The 5163-nt window shown below is 61.0% G+C and carries 3 protein-coding genes; 1 reads left to right on the top strand and 2 read right to left on the bottom strand.

The window, feature by feature from the left end; all coding sequences use genetic code 11:
* Positions 1 to 1783, top strand: a 1783-nt coding sequence (locus AAC035_RS18375; RefSeq protein ID WP_339806550.1) for an efflux RND transporter permease subunit, incomplete at its 5' end; no start/stop codon positions are given.
* Between the two features lie 247 nt (positions 1784 to 2030).
* Here the strand turns inward: AAC035_RS18375 and nirD are convergent.
* Positions 2031 to 2399: a nitrite reductase small subunit NirD gene (gene nirD, locus AAC035_RS18370; protein ID WP_339806548.1), complete on the bottom strand. Its 369-nt coding sequence runs from the start codon at positions 2397 to 2399 to the stop codon at positions 2031 to 2033.
* A gap of 339 nt (positions 2400 to 2738) precedes the next feature.
* A partial coding sequence (gene nirB / locus AAC035_RS18365) for a nitrite reductase large subunit NirB (RefSeq protein ID WP_339806547.1) occupies positions 2739 to 5163 on the bottom strand: 2425 nt, incomplete at its 5' end.

Genomic DNA, 5163 nt, shown 5'->3' with positions numbered 1-5163 from the left:
GGCCATCCTGGCCTCCATGCTGGTAGCAATTACGGTAATACCGGCGCTCAGCGCCCGCCTGGATTTTGGTATCCGCAACGGTGAGGTGGGTAATGACCAGCACTCTGATGGAGACCCTGACCATCACCCCGACCGCGATCATCAGAACGGTGCCTGGACCGGCTCGCTGATCCGGGCCATACGCTGGCTGATCAGTGGCCGTTGGCGGCGTGGTTTCGTATTGTTGGGCACCGTCGGGCTGAGTCTGTACATCATGGTGGCGCTGACACCCCCGGCGGAATACCTGCCGGAGGGAGAGGAGCCGAAAACTTTCGCGTCCATGAACGCACCCCCGGGATACAACCTGACCGAGATGCGGGGGATTGCCGAACAGGTACAGGCGCAGCTGTTGCCCCACGTTAATGCGGATGGTGAGGCCTACGGGGCCGGTGAAACCCGGGTGCCACCCCTGGCAAATCTCAATATTCAGGTGCGCCCGACCAATATCCGCATCATTTCCGAGACCCTGGATCCACTGCATATTGATGCCCTGATGGATGAGATTACCCGCATCTATGAGCAGTTTCCGGGCATGCGGGCGTTTGCTTCCCGCGGCTCCATCATTTCCAGCAACGATGGCGGCACCCGCAGTATCAACCTGGACATTTCCGGACCGGACCTGGTGTCGGTCTACGCCACCGCCACCGCAGCTTACCAGCGCAGTCAGGCGCTGTTCGGCAACCCTCGCATCCAGTCCCAGCCGCCTTCGCTGTCACTGGCGCAACCTTTGATACAGGTCCTGCCGGACTGGGAACGGGCTGCAGAACTGGGGCTGAGTACCGAGGCCATCGGTTTCACCGTTGCGGCCCTGACGGAAGGCGCCTACGTCGATGACTTTTTCCTGGATGACGACAAGATTGATGTCTACCTCTATGGCGCCGGCACCGGCGGCCCGGAGCTGTCCACTCTGCCCGATCTGATGCTGCACACCCCCCAGGGCGCCACGGTACCCCTGTCCAGTGTGGCAATGATCGAGGAAACCGCCGATACCAGCACGGTGCGGCGGGTGGATGGCCGGCGCACGGTGACCCTGAACATAATTCCGCCCCGGGATGTCCCCCTGGAAGCTGGTGTCGATCGGGTTCGCAACGAGCTCTTACCAGCCATGAGGGAGGCGGGAGACTGGCCGTCGAGGGTCGCCATTGATATTTCCGGGGCCAGCGATCAGCTGGACGCGACCCGTGATGCGCTGATGGGCAATTTCATCATTGCCGTGGCCATCGTGTATTTGCTGATGGTGGCCATTTTTGCCCACTGGGGTTATCCGTTGCTGATCATGACAGCGATTCCTCTCGGCATCGCCGGTGGCATTGTGGGTCTGGGGCTGATGAATTTCGTGGGTGGGCTGCTGCCGTTGATCGGCCTGTCCCCACTGCGGCAGCCGTTCGACATGATTTCCATGCTGGGCTTTCTGATTCTGATGGGCACGGTGGTGAACAATCCGATTCTGGTGGTGGATCAGGCCCGGCGGAATGTCCGGCAAAAGGGGGTTGCAGTGGTGGATGCGGTGGTTGGCGCGGTGGCGACACGACTGCGGCCGGTTGCCATGACCACGCTGACGACCATTTGTGGGCTGTCGCCGCTGGTGTTCCTGCCGGGCGAGGGTACTGAACTCTATCGGGGTGTGGGGGCGATTGTGTTATTTGGTTTGATGGGGGCGGCCATCGTGACCTTTACGTTCCTGCCGGCTTTGACGGTGTTTGTGTTGGGGTTTCGTCGGGTTCGTGGTCGTGGTTTGGCTTAGGGGGCCTGCTTGTTCGGGGATTTTTTAGGCTTGTTCGGGAGTAGAGGGGGAGCCGGGTGTCTGTTTCTTCCGGAAATCGAAAACTCGCTGCGCTCAGACAACGATTCCCTGCAGAAACAGACACCCGGCTCCCCCTTCTCAGGCTTGGGAACCAGGGCCAAGGTCGTTTTTTTTGGAAAGGGCTTTGTGAAAAAACACACGGGAGTGGGTGAAGGGGGGCGGCTCCCGTGGGTAATCTTCTTCCAGTTCATGCTGCTTCGGCTGTGGCTTTTTCTTTGCTGATTTCCAGTCTTACGGCGTTGCCATCCAGCAGTACCCGGTAGGTTTTTACTTTGACGTCTTTGTCTTCCAGGCACTGGCCGGTAACCAGGTTGAAGTGCTGTTTGTACAGGGGCGAGGCCACCACCGGCTGGCCTTTGAGGTCGCCGGTTATGCCCCGTGCAAGCACGTTGGCGCCACTGAACGGATCGGTGTGGCTGATGGCGAACAGGGCCGGTAGCCAGTGGGGAATGTAAAAAACCGCTACCGGACCGTCCGGGGTCCAGACTGCGATGCCGGATTCAGGGACCAGGTCGTCTACGGTGCAGACGATTTTCCAGGGGTTGTTATTGGTCATGTTCGTGCTCCATGTGGGTTTTTCTGGCTTTTGGTCTGGCCGTTGTTTCGGTGGCTGCGTGGAGCCGGGTACATGATTTCTCCAGAAAAAGAACTCGCTTCGCTCAGACACCTTTTTCTTACGAAATCATGCACCCGGCCCCCCTGGTTCTGACTTGTTCCGGGCTTGCCAGGAAAAAGCCTGTTGATTGTTTTTTTCTTCGGCGGTCCTGTTTCATTGTTCGTCAGAGGTGAGTGGGTGCACTTTTGTGCAGGGGAAAAGGTGTCTGAGCGAAGCGAGTTCTTTTCCCCGGAAGAAAAGTGTTCCCGCTTGCCTCCTGCCACCAATACCCCTTGGCTATCACGCCACCTCGGAAGTAAACGCCGGCCGCCGCTGATCCCGCTCGGTGGTCCACTGCTGCACCGGGTCTTTCTTCTCCGGGGCGTTGACGAATTCGCGGAAGCGCTTGCGTTTCTCCGGGTCCTCGACGGCGGTTTTCCACTCGCACTGGTAGGTGTCCACCAGGTTCGCCATGTGCTGTTCCAGCTCCGCTGCCAGGCCCAGGCTGTCTTCCAGTACCACCTGCTTGAGGTAGTCGAGGCCGCCCTCCAGGTTTTCCATCCACACGCTGGTGCGTTGCAGCCGGTCGGCGGTGCGGATGTAGAACATCAGGACCCGGTCAATGGTGCGGATCAGTTGGTCGTCGGACAGGTCGGTGGCAAACAGGTCGCCGTGGCGGGGGCGCATGCCGCCGTTGCCGCAAACGTACAGGTTCCAGCCGTTTTCGGTGGCTATTACGCCGATATCCTTGCTCTGGGCTTCGGCGCATTCCCGGGTGCAGCCGGATACCCCGAACTTGATCTTGTGGGGTGCTCGCAGGCCCTTGTAGCGATGCTCCAGCAGGATTGCCATGCCGACACTGTCCTGAACCCCGTAGCGGCACCAGGTGCTGCCGACACAGGATTTAACCGTGCGCAGGGACTTGCCGTAGGCGTGGCCGGTTTCGAAGCCGGCGGCGATCAGTTTCTCCCAGATTTCCGGCAGCTCACTGAGGGTGGCGCCGAAAAGGTCGATGCGCTGGCCGCCGGTGATCTTGGTGTACAGGTTGTACTCCTTGGCCACCTGGCCCAGCACAATCAGCTTGTCCGGGGTAATCTCACCGCCGGGGACCCGGGGCACGATGGAGTAGGTGCCGTTTTTCTGCATGTTGGCCATAAAGGTGTCGTTGGTGTCCTGCAGCGGCACGTGGTCGGTGACCAGGATGTGTTCGTTCCAGCAACTGGCCAGAATGGAGGCCACCGCCGGTTTGCAGATATCACAGCCGTGACCCTTGCCATGCTGTCCGATCAGGGTGCGGAAGGTGCGGATGCCGTTGACCTTGATGATGTTGAACAGGTCCTGACGGCTGTACGGGAAGTGCTCGCAGATGTCCTTGCTGACCTCCACACCCCGTTTCTCCAGTTCGCAGTCCACCACATTCTTGAGCAGGGCGGCACAGCCGCCGCAGCCGGTGCTGGCTTTGGTCTCCGACTTGATGCCGGCGAGATCGCAGCAGCCGGCGTCTATGGCACCGCAGATATCGCCCTTGCTGACGTTGTGGCAGGAGCAGATCGATGCGGTTTCCGGCAGGGCATCGGGGCCCAGCGTCGGTGCGCCGCCCTGGCTTTCCGGCAGGATCAGGGTCTCCGGATGTTCCGGCAGGGGAATGCTGTTGAGGGCGTACTGCAGCAGCGTGTCGTAGGGGCCGTTGTCGCCCACCAGAATGGCACCCAGCAGGGTCTTGCCATCTTCACTGATCACCATGCGCCGGTAGTGGCCGGCCTGTTCATCGTTGAAGCGGATGTTGCGGGCCCCTGGGGTGGCGCCGTGGGCGTCGCCGATGGAGCCGACGTCTACTCCCAGCAGCTTGAGCTTGGTGCTCATATCGGCGCCGGTGAAGGTGGTTTCCCGATCGCTGTTGAGGCTGGCGGCCAGGGTTCGCGCCATGGCGTAGCCGGGAGCCACCAGGCCAAAAATGCTGCCGTTCCAGAGTGCGCACTCGCCGATGGCGTGGATGTGCGGGTCGGAGGTGGTGCAGTGGTTGTCGATGACCACGCCGCCACGCTCGCCCGTTGCAAGGCCGGCGGACCGGGCCAGGGTATCCTGGGGTCGGATTCCGGCGGAGAAGACGATCAGATCGGTTTCCAGATGGCTGTCGTCGCTGAAGTTCATCCGCAGGCGGGCGCTTTCTCCGGGCACGATGGCGGTGGTGGCCTTCTCGGTGTGTACCTGCACCCCCAGTTGTTCAATCTTGTGCCGCAGCAGCGCGCCACCGTCGGCGTCCAGCTGCACCGGCATCAGCCGCGGTGCGAACTCCACCACATGGGCCTCAAGCCCCAGGCTTTTCAGGGCGTTGGCGGCCTCCAGGCCCAGCAAGCCACCACCCACCACCACCCCGGTGCGAACCCCCTCGGCACTGGCGCGAATGGCGTCCAGATCGTCCAGGGTACGATAGACAAAGCAGTGTTCGTTGCTGTTGCCTTCGATCGGTGGCACGAACGGGTAGGAGCCGGTGGCCAGGACCAGCTCGTCATAGTGATAGTCGCCCTTGTCGGTGGTGACGGTGCGGGCTTCACGATCAATGGTCAGCACCATTTCACCCAGATGCAGGTCAATGTCCTTGCTGGCATACCAGTCGGCTGTGCCCATGGCCAGGTCGGCATGGGTGGAGCCGCTGAAGTATTCCGACAGGTGCACCCGGTCGTAGGCCAGCTGTTTTTCTTCACCGAACACCAGAATCTGGTAG

It is taken from the genome of uncultured Marinobacter sp., from assembly GCF_963974375.1.
Taxonomy (GTDB): domain Bacteria; phylum Pseudomonadota; class Gammaproteobacteria; order Pseudomonadales; family Oleiphilaceae; genus Marinobacter.
This window is presented reverse-complemented; position numbering and strand designations above follow the sequence as displayed.